Genomic DNA, 16,020 nt, shown 5'->3' on the forward strand with positions numbered 1-16,020 from the left:
GGTCGAGAGCACGCTCTCGACCTTTTTTATGTGGCTTTTTTTCGATAAATTCGCTCATTTCCTACAAATTCTTCATACAATTCAGCTCCAGCTGAGAAACGCAGCGTCTCTTTATCTCCAAGTCCTAAAAATCCACCTTCACATAAACTTTCTGAAAACAAATCATATACTTGCTCTTGAAGCTCATTTGTAAAATAAATGAGCACGTTGCGGCAAATGATAACGTGAAATTCATTGAATGACTGATCCGTTACCAAATTATGCTGTGCGAAGATAATATTTTTCAATAAACTTCGGTGAAAATAAGCATAGAGATGATCGGTTTGATAATATTGTGAAAATGCTTCGGTTCCACCAGCTTGTATATAGTTTTTGGTATAATCTTTCATTTTGCGAAGCGAAAATGTTCCTTGTCTTGCCTTTTGAAGGACGTCTTCGTTCATATCTGTTGCATATATCACTGATCTATCAATCAATCCCTCTTCTTGTAACAGAATAGCCATTGAAAAGACTTCTTCACCTGTTGCACAGCCAGCATGCCAAATTCGAATTTCTTTATGCTGTCTTAGTAAGGGAACTACTTTCGTACGAAATGCTTTAAAAAACGTTGGGTTTCTAAACATCTCTGTTACATTAATTGATAAATCGTTTAAAATTTGCTCTAGAAATTCCTCGTCATGCACAACTTTTTCAATTACTCTCGAAATCGTTGGAATGCCATCAATGTTCATTCGGTTTTGAATTCGTCGATATACAGAGGACTGGGCATATTTTCTAAAATCAAATCCAGATAGTCGATAAATCGCCTCTAATAGCAACTTCAGCTCTAGATTTGATTTATATGATGCTTCGTTTACTTCTAGTTGATTTGTATCCATACGTAACATCCTTTTTCATTACTTACTCAGTTTGCTAACCACACGCGCATCACCGAAAATAGCTGACTAAGATCTAACGGCTTGCTAATATAGTCAGACGCCCCTGCTTCTAAGCATTTTTCCCGATCATTTTTCATCGCTTTTGCGGTTAATGCAATAATTGGCAAATCATTTAGTTCCAACTCTTGACGAATCTTTTGCATTGTTTCGTATCCGTCCATATATGGCATCATAATGTCCATTAGAACTAGGTCAATATGATGCTCTTTTGACTCTACAATTTCTAAACACTCAAGGCCATTTTGAGCCGTAACGATGTCCATTCCTTGTTTTTTCAATGCTGTTTGTAAAGCGAAAATATTTCGCTGATCATCATCAACAATTAGTACTTTCTTTCCTTTGAATACGTTTGAGTCGTTTTTAGCCGAAGTTTTTTCTTCTTGATCTTCAATTGTGCTTTCCGGCTGTTCTTCCATAACTTCTACTTCATTAAAAGTTACTGCCACTTGGCTGTACGCTTCTTCTAGCTGAGTATAATCCACAGCTCCATTAATTAAGCTTGGTAAATAAAGCGTAAATGAACTTCCTTTGCTTACTTCACTATGAAGCGTAATAAAACCACCTAAAAGCTTTGCAAATTCACTACAAATAGACAACCCTAAACCTGTACCACCGTACTTACGAACCGTGGCACCATCCGCTTGTTGAAAAGCTTCAAAGATCAGTTCATGCTTTTCTTTAGGAATACCAATTCCCGTATCTCTTACTTCAAACTCGAGCCAACAGTTTGAATCCACCAATTTCTTTATTGGATGAGAGATGCTTTCACTTGCTCGTCGAATAAAAATAGATACTTCTCCTTGATGAGTAAATTTAAAAGCATTGGACAGCAAGTTCTTCAAAATTTGTTGAACACGCTTTTCATCTGTTATAAACAGATTCGGTACATCATCTTCTTTGTATACATGAAAAGCTACATTTTTCTTTTCCGATACATGAGCAAACTGACGCTCTAGCTGTTGTGGAAGCTCGCTCATATTTACTTCGCTTAAAAGTAGCTCTAGCTTTCCTGCTTCTACTTTTGATAGGTCTAAGATATCGTTAATTAACCCCAATAAATCACTGCCTGAAGAATGAATAATACGCGCATATTCTTCTTCTTCACCTGTAAGCCTGTTGTCTCCATTTTCTGCAAGCATCTCTGATAAAATTAATATACTATTAAGAGGGGTACGCAGCTCATGAGACATATTTGCTAAAAACTCAGACTTGTATTGTGAGTTTAATTCAAGTTGAGTTGCTTTTTCTTCTAGCTCTTTTTTAGCGACCAAAAGCTCTTCAGACTGATGTTCTGCGTCTCGCGTGCGCTCCTCTAGCTGTTCATTAATGGTTTGAAGCTCTTCGGATTGCATCTGTAGCTCTTCGGACTGCGTTTGAAGCTCTTCGGATTGTGCTTGAAGTTCTTCAGTCATTGCTTGAGATTCTGACAGTAATCGAGCAATTTCCATTCGTCTCGTAACGCTATTTATCGTCAATCCAAACGTCTCAATCACCAGATTCATAAGCTCTTTTTCAAGCGCAGTAAAGTTTTCTAAACTTGCTAATTCTATAACTGCAATAACTTCACCTTCAAATAAAACAGGGGCAATAAACACACTCTTAGGTACGGTTGCACCTAAGCCTGATCCAATCAACTGATACCCTTCAGGTAAATCTGTTAAATATAACTGTTTCTTCTCTAATGCACACTGTCCAATAAGCCCTTGTCCCATTTTAAATGATTCTCTTCCTACGTCTTCAAATCGATCAGCAATGCTGGCTTCCTTTACAAACTCAATCTTATCGTGCTCATCATTTCGAATGTAAAAGGCGCCATATGAAGCACCCGTTATTTTAGAGACTGTTATTAAAAATTGTTCCGCTAATGTACGGACAGACGTGATGCCTTGATACATCGTCACAACTTCTGCAAGATTTGTTTGAAGCCAATTTCGCTTTTCTACACTATCTAGCAGCTCATTAGTTGCATCTCCCAGCTCTTTTATTTCGTCATTTGTTTTCACGGCAATCCGTGTATTCAACTGGTTTTTTGATGTAGCGATTTCCCTGATTGTATTTGTCACTTCTTTCATTGTATTAACAATCGACTTTGATAAAAAAAGACCAATTATCGTTGAAAATAAGGTTACAAATAAAAGGAGACCATACATGCCTAGAGTAATATTTTTATTTTGGTTATCTAATTCTGCTGCTCTTTGTTCGGTCATTGCTTTTTCCGCTTCACGAAACGAACTAAACTGACTTCGCATTTCATCCATGTAGCGACGGCCGGAATCTACTTCGAAAAACGACTCTAGCTCTTTGGTGTTACCTTCTTGCTGCCATTTAATTGTTGGTTCTCCAGCGTTTTCAATCCAACTTTCAATCGTTGACTTTATTTCCTTTAGCTTCTCTCGTTGAGAATTATCATCTAATAGCTGATATAACTTATTATAGTCATCTAGCCATTGAGATTGTCCTTGTTCATAAGGTGCTAAATAAACTGAGTCCCCTGTGAGCACATAGCCTCGTTGACCGGTTTCCATATTCAACAAACTATTTTCAATGCGACCTGTTAACTCGTGAATTTGAATATCATGATCAATAATAAAATTTCGCTCTTGTTGCAAAGACTTAATTTGGTTATTTAAAAGAATAATAGCTATAAATAAGCTACAAACAATAAAGAAATAGCCACCTAAAATCTTTGTGCGTATCCTCATTTTCCATTTCGTTTTCATATATGTTCCTGCCTTTACTTATTACTCTTACAGTGTATCTATTATACACTGAAAAACATTTTCCCTATACTATTTTTTAATTTGAAGAAAGCAACCTACTATACGGACTAAAAACTACCTATTAAACAGATAAACATACTTGTTTCATTTGTATGAATGGCGTATTCTAGATTGGATGAGAAAGAAAAAAAGAAAGGAGGACTTAGATGAAAGATTCCACAACCCATCCTTTATCACTTGATGCTCAGCATAAAGTAGTGCAAACCAATACCTCTTACTACCATACAAAATGGAGCTCGGTTGCAGACCCGGCTGAAAATAACAGCTGGAACTGGATGGCATTTTTATTTTTCCCATTCTGGCTTGCCTACCGGAAGTTATACAAACTCTTTTTAATTATTGCGCTCATTGATATCCCACTGCTTGTTGCAACATATATCGTTGATGTTCCATTTCTGGTTGAAGTACTTTTTTATTTGGTGATTGCCGTCGTAATAGGGATAAATGCTAATCGTTGGTACTATAAGCATGCTTTTAAACTGGTACAGTCCGCTATGGACCTTCCAGAAGAAAAACAAATTCTTTATTTAAAAGATAAAGGTGGCACACACATCGGTAGTTTAATTGGATTAAACGCACTTGTTATTGCTTTTAGTATTGGAGCTGATTATGGTCTATCCTATTTGCCTACTAAAACAAATGCCAAAGACATTATGAGGTACAGCGATGAAGGCATAACGTTAGAAGCATTTACGGATCATCCAACGTGGACGTATATTAAAAAAGAAGATAACCATCATATTATTCAGTTTAAAGGCTATGACTATTCGGAGAAAGAGCATGTACGTATCCTATTTTATACATATATTCATAAGCAAGTATACGAGTGGCATGAAGTCTACATAAACGGTAAAAAGCTAAGTGATGAAGAAGCTGAGGAATACGAATATTGGATTGAAGATAATACGTTTTATTAAAAAAGAGAAGGTACGTGCTACTTTCTCTTTTTTCAAGCTAATTCACGAATTATTATGTTCTTTTATCAAAGCGATACTGCTCTACTACTACTTTTCCTTCTTGGACAGAAATTCCTTCTTTCTCTAAAAGAGTCCTTTGAGTCCAAACACCTTCTTCATTTTTAATTACAATCTCACCTTTTGCATTTACAACACGATGCCACGGTAAATTATGCTTTTGACTCATAGAGTGCAGAATGCGAGCTACTTGTCTCGCTGCCCTTGGATTTCCTGCTTCCTTTGCAATTTGTCCATATGTCATAATATACCCACTTGGGATATCTTGAATAATTTGAATAACCCGCTGCGTAAATTGATTCAAGGACTTTCACTCTCCTTTTAGTTAATTCATTTATTTTAACATGAGAAAGGCCCTCTCCCAAGGGAGAGGGCCTTTCTCATATGGAATACTGTCGAACAATATTTTTCATTTCACTAAAAATCATATGTATTTCTACACTGATTTCAGGTTTGAAATTTGTTATATGATTTATTAGAAACAACCATCGTTCCAGGTAGACTAATACGTAATCTGCCATTAGCTGTCTTGAGGTAGATGCATCAGATAGAGCATTATTAATTTCGTTAGTAGCCTGTTGCAAAAAATTAATTTGTTCAGCACTTACAGATACTCTTGCTGTAAATAACGTTAATAACGTTCCTGTTAGCGCCTTAAATTGATTGATTGCAATCGAATCTCTTACCTTAATCACCCGAGGAAGTATGGTGCTTAGACTTACAAAAGAATGATAAGAGATAGCTTCATAGTGAATATCTAAAAATTGAATAGGGTCATTGATTGGCATTACAAGTTCTCCTTTTAAACCGACTTGTCTTTTTAGTATATGTACAGGCTCCTCATTCGGTTCATGAACTCATAAAAAAAGACAGAGAACATTCTCTGTCTTTTTCCTTTTTAGCTGTGGAAATTCGTACCGTCCGTTACGGCCTTCACAACCCCAACACGCACCACAAAGTCACCGAAGTGTTCACCATCATGACGCTCTTTTGCATAGCGGCTAATTAGTACACGTAGCTCGCTTAAAATTTCGCTTTCACCGATATTCTCACGATACATTTTACTTAAGCGACTACCGTCAAAAGCAGCTCCTAGGTACATATTGTATTTTCCAGGCGCTTTACCGATAAAGGCAATCTCACCAAGTGCAGGTCTAGCACATCCATTTGGACAGCCAGTCATACGAATCGTAATCTCTTGATTGCGAAGACCATTTTCATCTAAAATTCCATCAATTTTCTCAATAAGAGTCGGCAAGTAGCGCTCTGCTTCTGCCATCGCTAATCCACAGGTAGGTAACGATACACAAGCAAGTGAACTACGGCGAAGTGCGGAATAATGCTTACCGTCTGTTAATCCATATTGTTCAATTAGTTCACTAATTTGCTTTTTCTTTTGGCTTGATATATTAGCAATAACTAAATTTTGATTGGCTGTTAAGCGGAAATCTCCAGTATGCACTTTCGCAATCTCACGCAACCCAGTCATTAACGAATAACCATCGTAATCCGTTACGCGGCCCCCTTGAACAAATAGTGTAAAATGCCATTTTCCTCTGACACCTTTTTCCCATCCATAGCGATCACCGTTATGTTCAAAGTGAAAGTTTTTCGATTCTTCAAGTTTCCACCCTAAACGACTTTCTAACTCTTCAACGACCGTATCTAACCCTAAGCGATCAACCGTGTACTTAAAGCGCGCGTATTTACGCACAGAGCGGTTACCGTAGTCACGCTGAATTGTAATAATTTTTTCAGCTACTTCAAGAATTTGGTCTGGTGTACAGAAACCAATCACTTTTGCTAATTGCGGGTATGTTTGCTTATCTCCGTGCGTCATTCCCATACCGCCTCCGATTGCAACGTTAAAGCCAACTAGCTTACCTTCTTCAACAATTGCAATAAAGCCTAAATCTTGAGAATAAACGTCAATGTCATTTGATGGTGGCACCGCAATCCCGATTTTGAATTTACGAGGTAAGTATAACGGCCCATACATTGGTTCAAGCTCTTCATCAACTTCAGGCGTTGAAGCGACTTTTTCTTCATCTAACCAAAGCTCATGATATGCTCGCGTACGTGGTAACAGATAGTCGCTGAGTTGCTTCGACCATTCAAATACCTCTTCATGAATGTCAGATTGGTAAGGATTTGGGTTGCACATCACGTTACGATTAACGTCACCACATGCTGCAATTGTATCAAGCATTGATGCATGGATATCTTGAATCGTTTGCTTCATGTTCCACTTTAGAATCCCATGCATTTGAAAAGCTTGACGCGTTGTCAACTTAAGCGTGCCGTTTCCATATTTTTGAGCTAAATCATCCATAACAAGCCATTGTTCTGGCGTTGAAACTCCGCCTGGTGTACGAACACGAAGCATAAACTGGTAAGCTGGCTCTAGCTTTTGTTTCTGACGCTCATTGCGAAGGTCACGATCATCTTGCAAATAGCTTCCATGAAATTTCATTAAGCGATTGTCATCATCTGAAATCCCTGAGCTAATCGGCTCAAGCATCGATTCCTTCAACGTACCGCGCAGATAATTACTTTCTTCTTTTATGCGCTCAACGTCACTTGGAGGACCTTCGGGCGCTTTTAAAATTTTGTTAACCATGTTGAAACTCTCCTTTCAATCCTCAATATACGTCGCGCTGATAGCGCTTTTGCTGCTGCATATTAGCTAAATATTGTTCTGCTTGTTCACGGCTTACGTTGCCTTCTTGTTCAATAATATCAATCAGCGTATTGTGCACGTCATGTGCCATATGCTTTTCATCTCCGCAAATATAAACCACTGCACCTTCTTCTAACCATTCAAAAAGCTCTTTACTATGCTTTTTCATACGATGCTGAACATATACTTTTTCAGCTGTATCACGTGAAAATGCAACATCCATCTTAGTAAGTACACCGTCTTTTAGCCACTGTTGCCACTCCGTTTGGTATAAAAAGTCCGTCACGAAATGCTGGTCCCCAAAGAACATCCATGACTTACCTTCTGCACCGACCTCTTCGCGCTCTTGCATAAACGAACGGAACGGTGCAACTCCTGTTCCTGGACCAACCATAATAATTGGCGTTTCAGGATTACTTGGAAGTTTAAAGTTTTGATTATGCTGAATATAAACAGGTAAAGTATCACCTGGCTGTAAGCGTTCTGCGCATAAAATAGAACATACGCCTTTACGCTCTCTTCCATGTGAATCGTAGCGCACAGCTCCAATTGTTAAGTGCACTTCATCAGGATTAGCTTCTAAACTGCTTGCAATGGAATACAACCGTGCTGGCAGCTTGCGCAATAAAGTAACAAAGTCTTCAACTGAAACGCCAAGAGGGCCGAAGTCTTTAACAAGATCTAAAAGGTCACGCCCATAAACGTACTCTTTTACTTTTGTGCTATCACTGATAAGCGCATGGAGCTCTTCATTTCCTGTAAGCTTTGCAACTTGTTCAAGCAACGGCTTTGTTAATATAGTAATTTCAAAGTTTGAAATTAGCGCCTCACGTAGAGAACGCACATCGCCTTGTTTGTTCACCTTTACTACTTCATCTGGATTGAAACCTAGCTCTGAAATTAACAAATCAACAAGTTCAGGATCATTCTCTGGATAAACTCCCAAGCTATCACCAGGTTCAAACGTTAATCCAGAACCTTCTAAAGATAACTCTAAGTGACGCGTTTCTTTATTTGATCCGCGACCATTTAAGTTTAAGTTTTCTAGTACTTCAGCTTTAAATGGGTTCGTTCTAGAATAAGTTGATGGCTGTGCCAATGTTTCTTCTACTGCCACAGCAGCCTCTTGAACACCGCTCCCCTCACTTAAACCATTTAAAACACCTTCTGTCCACTCTGCTGCTAGTTCTTCATAATCTAAATCGCAGTCAACTCGTGGATATAAGTGCGTACCCCCTAGCTCTTCTAAGCGCTGATCAAACTCTTTTCCTGTTTGACAGAAAAACTCATAGGAACTGTCTCCAAGAGAAAGAACTGAAAATCGTAAATTATCAAGCTTTGGAGCGCGTTTTCCGTGTAAAAATTCATGGAAAGAAAGCGCGTTATCAGGTGGCTCTCCTTCTCCATGAGTGCTTACCACAATAAGTAAATTCTCAAGTTTTTTAAGGGTATTTGGTTTAAACTCGCTCATAGACGCGACTTTAACATTAAAACCTTTTGCTTCTAATGTTTTACCCGTTTGACCTGCTAGGTTTTGAGCATTTCCTGTTTGAGATCCATAAAGAATTGTTACATCTTTAGACACCGGCTGAGTAGCTGGTACACTCTGCGCTGGTTCAACAGCGGGTGCGGGTGCTGATGCTGAACCGCTTGCAGCCAAGTATCCACCTAGCCAACTTTTTTGGGATTCTGTTAGCGTTGGTAGTAATTTGTTAAGTAATTCTACCTGCTCTTGATTAAAAGGACTGTTTGTAACCTGAAGTTGCAAAAATATCCACCTCACAAAGGAATATAAAGCTTAGTATGTATACAAATTATACAAAATGATTTCATTATTCTGACGAATATTTCTCTAAAAATCTCTTAATCTCTACTATTCCTATTTTTTTAATTGATTTTACACTAAAATTCAAAATTAGTAAAATACAGATAATTTATTAGTTGTATTAAAAATATTAATATGAGACTTCAGGAAAGTTAATAATGATATTTAAACAAAAAGGAGATAAGACATAACAATATGATTCCTTCTCAAAGACAAAGCATTACTTTATTATAATAGTTAGGTTGTAAGAACAATTGCGTTGCATTGCGCTACAGACACTCTTTTTCTAAATTATCTTCCGAACCAACCAAAAACGTCCGAACTATCAAACAGCGTTAACTGTCGACAATTCGGATAGATTATTGACTGAAATACTTATGTCCCATCCTCTAGTTTATAGATGGAATATTTCATTCTCTTATTGCCACTATTCGAATACGTTGATAATCGGCTTCAAACCGACCTTTTATATACAGCTGTGGCTTAAGATGCTTAGTGACTTGTCCAAAAAGGTGTTTCTTCTCACTATGACTAAGGCCTGTCACAAAATCACCAGCAAAACTTTCTAACCATTGCTGCATACCGTCCTCACCATCAGCTAACGGTGTAATGCGGTTAAAGTGCTGTGCAAAGAGCACTTTAAACCCGGTCTCTTCAAGCAACACGCTATATTCTCCTATACTAGGAAAATACCAAGGGTTCCTTTCCTTTGCATCAATGCTATATTCATGTTGTAGAAAATACGAAATGCTCTCAATAATGCTTTGAATATTACCTTTCCCACCGAATTCGGCAACAAATCGCCCTTTCGGTTTTAAAGCTTGGTGAACTGATGATAATACACCTTTAGCATCTTTCATCCAGTGAAGCGCTGCATTTGAAAAAATCGCATCGTATGGTTGATTAACTACGAATGACTGTCCTTCTCCGATATTAAATTGTATGTGTGAATACTTGTTTCTAGCAGCATTAATCATTTCTTCGGAATAGTCTATACCCGTGACTAACGCATTATGCTCAGCAATTTTTGTAGTTAAATCACCTGTACCGCATCCTAAATCTAAAATCCGTTCACCTTCTCTAGGAGAAAGAATATCAATTAAACTTTCACCATACTTTGAAACAAACTGCATCTTTTGGTCATATAAAGAAGGATTCCAAACATTTATTGAGTTCATTTTTAACTAACCCCTTTTTAGAAATATTTGTTATATTTATCCTACATACTAAATGATTTAATGGCTAATATATGGTAGCTATTATACTGATAGTTTAAAACTATGGAGGGAAAAATGGAGATACGCTTATTTCAATATGTAATAGAAGTCTACAAGATGAAAAGCTTTACGAAAGCTGCTGCGAATTTACATATCGCTCAGCCTTCTTTAAGTAAACAAATCTCCAAGCTAGAAGATGAGCTGGGTATTTTATTATTTAATCGTTATTCAACTGGTATTGAAATAACAGAGAAAGGCAAGCTGTTTGTTGTAAGAGCACAAGCTATTTTACGTATGCATGACAATTTACAAAAAGAGCTAGAGGATTCCAAAAACATAAAAGAAAATAGTATCACAATTGGCGTTACCCCTATCACAGGTGGGCATGTTCTTCCGCCTTTACTAAAGCAGTTTATGCATGAGTATCAAACTGTAAAAGTAAAGTTTGTGGAAGACTCAAGCGAAAATATACTGAATTTATTAGTCAACACTAAAGTAGATTTTGCTTTGCTATCGCTTCCGATTAAAGATGAACGCTTAAAATATGAACCTTTTTTAACAGAAGCTCTCTACCTTGCCGTTCCAAAGAATTCGCCCAATTGGTTACCACCTTTATCGAATCGCTTAACAGATTACAAAAATTGCCCATTCGTCTTATTAAAAAGCGGGTTTGATTTCCGCTCAAAGGTACTCTCTTTATGTGCAAATCACCAGTTTCAACCAGCAGTAGCTTATGAAACAAGTAGTATTGAAACAGCTCAATCATTAGTTTTGAACGGCCTTGGAGTTACCCTTGTTCCTGAAATGGTTATTAAACGTGACAATCCTTCCATGATTCGCTATATAAAACTAGAGCACGCTACGCGTACGCTTGTATTTGCTCACGTCAAGGATTCCTACCTTAGTCAAGCTTCAAAGAACTTTATAAATATGGCAAAAAGCACCGCAGCTTCTATCTTTAGTTAGAAACTTGGTGCTTTCTCTATTCTTCCTCTTCTTCTATAACCTGACCGATGAACGACAGTACGGATCCGCCTGCTTGAATCCAGCTTCCAAATACGTTTAATACTTCCCCTTTATCATTATCTTCACCAGAACTATCACCTATCTCCGCTGCTTCTTCTAGTTTTTCTGCTCTTAAATCATAGCCATCGCCTAGAGCCTGCATCGAATTCCCAATAATTTGCATAATATTTCCGACGATGCTATATACCTCTCCAATATTTGAGTCATCCTTTAACTCGTCTCCTAATGCAGCAGCTCCTCCTAAAGCTTGCATCAGGTTACCAGCAATCGTAAGACGAGTTTGTGTTTCTCCTTCTTCTAATAAAAGAAGGCCTGCTACAATGGTGGAGTTTCCAACCGCTTGAATTTCGTTTCCAATCTTTTCGAGAGAAACTCCTTCTTGCCCATCTGCTTCTAATGCGTTACCTGTTCCCTGTAGCAAGTTCCCCCAAAGGTTTAAATTGTACTTAGCTTGTTCTGAAAGCCACCAAAAAGGTGTGCTTCCAACCGCGGCCGTTATGGTTCCGATAGCAGCAATTGCAGCCCCAACTACTTCCAATTGTCCATTATCCATCCATGCCACGCCCCGTCGTAAAGTTCTTTTTACAGCATATGCATGAGAAATTGAAAGTGATTTTAACAAAAAAAATTACACTTTACAGTATGTAAAGCGCAATTTTTAAAACCATTATTTTTTTTTCTTAACAAGCAACATATAAGCACATAAAGCAAGCAACTCACAAATTGCAATGACAATTCCCATCGCCAAATCCGTATTGTTTCCAAATGCACCCACTAGCGGCGCTACAGATCCTCCTAGTAAAAATGGCAGTAAACCTAATAAAGCAGCTGCACTTCCTGCTTGTTTTCCTTGAGTTTGCATAGCTAATGAAAATACCGTTGTGTTAACAATTCCAACGCTTGTTACTGATAAAAATAAAAAGATACATAGAAGTAAAACAGAGTCTGTTAATAAAATTGCAAGTACTAAGCTAATGCTCCCAATTGCAGCTTGAATCAAACCATACGTTAACAATGTACTTTCAGAAATTTCCCCTGCCAAACGTCCGGTCACCTGTGTGGCGATAATTAAACCTACACCATTAATAGCAAAGACTCCACTAAACATTTGTGGAGATAATCCATAAATTTCTTGAAGAACAAACGTTGAGCCCGAAATGTAAGCAAACATTGCGCTCATTACAAATCCTTGCGTCAGCGCGTAGCCTACAAATGTTTTATCTTTCACTAGGCTTCCAAACGTTTGTAAAATCTCTTTAAAGCCGCCTGTTTTACGACGTTCAGGTGGTAGCGTTTCATCCAGACCAACCATAACGCTAATTAGCATAACTACGCCAATTACAGTTAAAACGCCGAATACTCCTCGCCATGATACAAACTCTAGTACTTGACCACCTGCAATAGGTGCTACTATAGGTGCCAATCCGTTAACAAGCATCAGCATTGCAAAAAATTTAGTTAAGTCCGTTCCTGAAAATAAGTCTCGTACGCTTGCTCTTGAAATAACCATACCAGCTGCTCCTGCAGCTCCTTGAATAAAGCGCAGGGCAATAAATAGCCAAATAGAAGGTGCCACAACACATAAAGCTGAAGCGATTGTGTAGATAATAATTGAAATAACGAGCGGTTTTTTTCGACCTTTAATATCGCTAAAAGGCCCCATTAATAGTTGGCCAAATGCTAGCCCAATCAAGCAGGCTGTTAAACTTATTTGAACTAAAGATGTTGTCGCATCAAGTTCTTTTGCGATTGTGGGAAGAGCTGGTAAATACATATCAATTGTAAAAGGACCAAATGCACCCAACCCTCCTAAAATTAAAACGAGCAGCAAGCGGCTTTTTGAACCAGCTGCTATACTTTGCGCAAACTCTCTTTGCATCGTATTCTCTCCTTTTTAACCAAATGAAAAAGAGCAACTGTATCTGTTGCTCATTGAACTAAAAACAAAATTTTAACTAGTAAATATAAAATCCATATTGAGACAATTCCAATTAATCCATTTAAAAGTCGATTTTGAAACGTTTGAGTTTTTTTCTTTGGCTGAGCTTGTTTTCTTCGTTCAGAACGACTCATGGGCTGTTGACTATCATGATTCGTTAACATGATCTTGCATCTCCAATCTTACTAACAAAATCTTTTCTCGCTAAATAGTTTACCATACTCCTACTAAATAGTGGAGAATAACCATCACAAAAAAAGTTTGAGCACTCCCTTTTTGCAAGGAGGAGTCCCAGACACGACGCTCCATTTCACTTTATTTCCAAACCGACTTTTCCCAATCCACAAAAAAACCTGAACGATTAAAAGTTGTAAGCTTTTAATTGTTCAGGCATAGGAAGAGCTGAGCTACTTATATCTCAACCTCCCTTTCTTTATCTTTTTGCTTTAAATTTCCATACATAGCTTTGAAAGTCACCTTGCAAGGAAATAGGTACATGAATTCCGCTATACATAAGCTCATCGCCTCCGTATACGTTACCCGTTCCTATTAATTCATATGATTTGTCTGAAGCTAATCCATGAAGCTTGATCGAACGCAGCGGTGTTGCTGGCTCAGCAAGTACACGGTAATAAAATACCACTACTTGTTCTTTTGCTTCATCCGTGAACAACCATGCCGTTTCATTTCCTTCAAATGGACTCAAAAGTCGATAAAAATCACCGTATTGAATGAGTCTTCGAATTTCTTTGTATTCCACAATTTGCTCTTTTACAGCTTGTTTCTCTTCGTCTGTTAACTTCGTTAAATCTAATTCATAACCAAGGTTTCCAGCCATCGCTACATCACCGCGCATCTTTAACGGTGCATAGCGGTGAACTTGGTGATTCGGAATATCAGATACGTGTGCTCCCATGGATACAATTGGGTAGACAAGGCTTGTTCCATACTGAATTTTTAAGCGCTCCACTGCATCCGTGTTATCGCTGGTCCACGTTTGCGGCATATAATAAAGCATTCCTGGGTCGAAGCGTCCTCCACCACCAGAACAGCTTTCAAATAAAATATGAGGAAACGCAGTTGTAAGGTCTTCCATCATTTTATATACGCCTAAAATATGACGATGGGACGTTTCTTTTTGACGCTCAGCAGGAAGAAGCGCAGAACCCACTTCTGTTAAGTGACGGTTCATATCCCATTTAACATACGTAATTGGAACCTTTGAAAGAATAGCTGAGATACGTTTTGTAATTTCAGTGCGTACATCTTCCCTGGAAAAATCCAGAACGAGCTGCTCTCGGCTTTCTGTTCGATGACGGTTCGGTACGTGCAAGCACCAATCTGGATGTTCTCTATATAAGTCACTATCTTTTGAAACCATTTCAGGTTCAAACCATAAACCGAACTCCATATTGACGTTGTTCACACGTTTGGCTACATCTTCTAGACCGGCAGGAAGCTTTTCATTATCAACGAACCAATCTCCAAGTGATGTTGTATCTGAGTTGCGCTTTTTAAACCAACCATCATCAAGCACAAATAGCTCCATGCCGAGTTCACTACCTACCTTGGCAATTTGCTCCACTTTCTCCGCATCAAAGTCAAAGTAAGTAGCTTCCCAATTATTAACCAGAATTGGACGATCTTTCGTTTTAAATTCGCCACGCAGTAGATGGTTTTTATAAAGGTGGTGAAATGTGTGAGACATCTCCGACAAACCAGCAGATGAATACACCATCACAACTTCTGGCGTTTGAAAAGTTTGTTCTTTTTCTAGTAACCACGTAAAATTATGAGGGTGAATACCTACTGATAAACGCGCCGTTGAAAATTGATCTACTTCTATTTGAGCTAAGAAATTTCCGCTGTAAACAAAGTTAAACCCGTATACTTCTCCTGAATATTCAGTCGTATCTTTACGAAGTAGAGCAAGAAAAGGATTCTGCTGATGACTGCTTGCTCCTCTTATACTACCAACAGATTGAATACCCGTATGCAATGACTGACGCTCAACATGCCGTTCTTTTCCCCATGCTCCTGGCAACGAAAGCATATCAAATTCTGCGTCTCGAAAATCAACATTAGCACTGAGAGCACGAATTAACTTTATTGATTCTTTCCCTTGATTTTCAAACTTTGTCGCCCGCGTAATCGCATTATAGTTTTCAAAAACCGTATATTGTAACGTTACATGTAAACCAATGACGCTGTCTTCTAGCAAAATTTCAAGCGTCTCTGCTTCATCATCGGAATGAATATATGTAGCTGGTAGTTCTTCTAAGTTCGGTTTCCCTTTATAAATCCGATGCTCTTTATAACGTAAATCCGTAACCACTGTACCATTCGGCAGCTCAACTTGATAAGCCGGTGAACGAAAATCACCGTTACCATGCTGAGGGTACTCTTGAGGCAACCAATCCAGTGAAAAAGTGCGGTCTCCTTGATATGGATTCGGAGAAAATGAACGGTCTAGCGGCTGAATCTGGTTTGTATGGTTGTAGTTATTGATTTTTCTTCCCCAGTAAAAATGAGCTAAGTAATTATCACGAACAAGCCCCATTGCGTAGCTGGTATCTTTCGCTTTCAAGTGAAAAACCTTATTCTTTTCATCAAATATAATACCCATTTGTCTCCCGCTCCC

The 16,020-nt window shown here is 38.3% G+C and carries 13 protein-coding genes; 2 read left to right on the forward strand and 11 right to left on the reverse strand.

From position 1 onward, the window contains the following. Nucleotides 1-26: 26 nt before the first annotated feature. Nucleotides 27-878: a CheR family methyltransferase gene (locus EPL02_RS13635; protein WP_131888003.1), complete on the reverse strand. Its 852-nt coding sequence runs from the start codon at nt 876-878 to the stop codon at nt 27-29. A 26-nt stretch (nt 879-904) separates the two neighbouring features. Then, nucleotides 905-3,658, reverse strand: a complete 2,754-nt coding sequence (locus EPL02_RS13640; protein WP_131888004.1) for a response regulator — start codon at nt 3,656-3,658, stop codon at nt 905-907. A gap of 206 nt (nt 3,659-3,864) precedes the next feature. On the opposite strand from EPL02_RS13640, the gene EPL02_RS13645 reads away from it, so the two are divergent. Then, nucleotides 3,865-4,635 (forward strand): DUF2628 domain-containing protein, encoded by a 771-nt coding sequence (locus tag EPL02_RS13645; protein WP_094912163.1) that lies wholly within the window; start codon nt 3,865-3,867, stop codon nt 4,633-4,635. A gap of 52 nt (nt 4,636-4,687) precedes the next feature. On the opposite strand, the gene EPL02_RS13650 is transcribed toward EPL02_RS13645, so the two are convergent. From EPL02_RS13650 to EPL02_RS13670, 5 genes are all read right to left on the reverse strand, one after another. Next, the gene (locus EPL02_RS13650; RefSeq protein WP_131888005.1) at nt 4,688-4,996 is read right to left on the reverse strand and encodes an MGMT family protein; all 309 of its coding nucleotides are present in this window, start codon (nt 4,994-4,996) and stop codon (nt 4,688-4,690) included. 76 nt (nt 4,997-5,072) lie between these two features. Continuing rightward, nucleotides 5,073-5,480: a hypothetical protein gene (locus EPL02_RS13655; RefSeq protein WP_131888006.1), complete on the reverse strand. Its 408-nt coding sequence runs from the start codon at nt 5,478-5,480 to the stop codon at nt 5,073-5,075. Between the two features lie 110 nt (nt 5,481-5,590). Beyond that, complete coding sequence (gene cysI / locus EPL02_RS13660; protein ID WP_131888007.1) at nt 5,591-7,312, reverse strand: assimilatory sulfite reductase (NADPH) hemoprotein subunit; 1,722 nt, start codon at nt 7,310-7,312, stop codon at nt 5,591-5,593. Nucleotides 7,313-7,334: 22 nt separating this feature from the next. Further along, nucleotides 7,335-9,140, reverse strand: a complete 1,806-nt coding sequence (locus tag EPL02_RS13665) for an assimilatory sulfite reductase (NADPH) flavoprotein subunit (protein WP_131888008.1) — start codon at nt 9,138-9,140, stop codon at nt 7,335-7,337. Between the two features lie 467 nt (nt 9,141-9,607). Further along, nucleotides 9,608-10,375 carry a class I SAM-dependent methyltransferase gene (locus tag EPL02_RS13670; RefSeq protein WP_205687718.1) on the reverse strand — a complete coding sequence of 256 codons (768 nt, stop codon included), beginning with the start codon at nt 10,373-10,375 and terminating at the stop codon, nt 9,608-9,610. A gap of 114 nt (nt 10,376-10,489) precedes the next feature. Between EPL02_RS13670 and EPL02_RS13675 the strand changes: the two genes are divergently transcribed. Next, entirely contained in the window at nt 10,490-11,380 is an 891-nt protein-coding gene (locus tag EPL02_RS13675) for a LysR family transcriptional regulator (RefSeq protein ID WP_131888009.1), read from the forward strand. Between the two features lie 16 nt (nt 11,381-11,396). Here EPL02_RS13675 and EPL02_RS13680 read toward each other — a convergent pair whose 3' ends face one another. From EPL02_RS13680 to EPL02_RS13690, 4 genes are all read right to left on the reverse strand, one after another. Next, nucleotides 11,397-11,993, reverse strand: coding sequence for a DUF6944 family repetitive protein (locus EPL02_RS13680; RefSeq protein WP_094912157.1), 597 nt, complete (start codon nt 11,991-11,993; stop codon nt 11,397-11,399). A 114-nt stretch (nt 11,994-12,107) separates the two neighbouring features. After that, entirely contained in the window at nt 12,108-13,319 is a 1,212-nt protein-coding gene (locus EPL02_RS13685; protein ID WP_131888010.1) for a multidrug effflux MFS transporter, read from the reverse strand. A 50-nt stretch (nt 13,320-13,369) separates the two neighbouring features. Further along, nucleotides 13,370-13,543: a hypothetical protein gene (locus EPL02_RS20950; protein ID WP_165932578.1), complete on the reverse strand. Its 174-nt coding sequence runs from the start codon at nt 13,541-13,543 to the stop codon at nt 13,370-13,372. Between the two features lie 269 nt (nt 13,544-13,812). Beyond that, nucleotides 13,813-16,005, reverse strand: a complete 2,193-nt coding sequence (locus EPL02_RS13690) for an alpha-galactosidase (protein WP_094912155.1) — start codon at nt 16,003-16,005, stop codon at nt 13,813-13,815. Between the last annotated feature and the right edge of the window lie 15 nt (nt 16,006-16,020).

Origin of the sequence: Bacillus sp. CBEL-1 (assembly GCF_004348885.1) — a bacterium.
GTDB lineage: Bacteria > Bacillota > Bacilli > Bacillales > Bacillaceae_H > Priestia > Priestia aryabhattai_A.